The 1172-nt window shown below is 73.1% G+C and carries 1 protein-coding gene; it reads left to right on the forward strand.

Going from position 1 to position 1172, the window contains the following annotated elements; translation table 11 throughout:
* Positions 1-214: 214 nt before the first annotated feature.
* Positions 215-1172: DUF6183 family protein (locus tag ABH935_RS50870; protein WP_370385243.1), on the forward strand; the 958-nt coding region annotated here is incomplete at its 3' end.

Consider the following 1172-nt stretch of genomic DNA (forward strand, 5'->3'; position numbering starts at 1 on the left):
GCTACGCCCGCCGACGCGACGGGGAACCCGGGACAACCCCGGCCTGTGGGAAGGATTCCCGCGTCTTGGGCACGCCACGTCACTACCCGCACGTGCGGGCACCCGCCAGCCAGGACTGGCGGGGCCCCAGCCCCCCACACCCACACCCACACATCAAGCACGCGCGGCAAAAACACCGTCATCGCGGGTATCGCAGTGTTCGTACGCTCACGGCGTGGCGGATCAGATCGAGCAGACCATCCGGTCGCTGCGCAAGCTCGGCCGCACCCACGGAGCTGAGTCCGAGAGGGTCGTCCGTTGGGTCCGCGGTGAGTCCGAGCGCCGCTGTGCCGACGGCGATACCTGGTACCTCGGGGACCTCGGTGTCGCGCTCTTGGCGGCGTACCGGGCCGAGCCGCGGGCCTGGCAGTACCTGTACGTCTTCGACCACGTGTTCAAGCTCCTCGTCGAGGTGTCCGGCAAGGGCGACCTCCCGCAGACGCTTCGGCTGATCGCGGCCGGCCGGGCCGCCGGGTACGACATCGACCGCGTCGCCGCCGCGCGCCTGGCCGCGCATCGGCGGCGCGCGACCTTCGCTGACGCGTTCATCGGGCAGGGCCTGGCGGACGACGTCGGCGACACCTTTCGCGCCTGCCTGGTGCACGAGATCGTGCTTCGCGAGGGCACGGCGCGGGGCCGGTCCTGGATCACCGAGTGGGCCGCCTCGGCCGCGATGCGGCGCCATCCGCTCGGCTGGCTGCCGCTGGACTTGGCCGCCTTCGAGCGCGGCTGGGACCGGGGCCCTTCGGTCGGTGGCACGGGCGGCACCAGGGTCGCCGGCGCCGTCGGCGGCCCTGTCGGCGGCGCTGTCGGCGGCACCGTCGGCCGCGAGATCACCCTCCATCCGCGCTCGCACCGCAGGCGCTCGGCCGCCGACCTGACCACCCCGATGGCCTCGATCAGGCTGTCGGCGGCCGTCATGAACTGGGTCGAGGACTCCAACGGCCGGATCGAGGCGAGGGTCTTCGACCTCGGCGGGCCGGTCTCGCCGCCGAACGTCCCCGAGACCCTGGCCACGCTCGGCCTGCGGTGTGTCGAACCCGGCGACATGCCGGTCCGGCTGTCGGTCTCCGGCATCTCCGTGGACCAGGCCTGGTGGGCTCTGTTCCACGCGGCCCTGGACGGAGGCGCCC

The sequence above is a fragment of the Catenulispora sp. GAS73 genome (genome assembly GCF_041262085.1).
Lineage (GTDB): Bacteria > Actinomycetota > Actinomycetes > Streptomycetales > Catenulisporaceae > Catenulispora.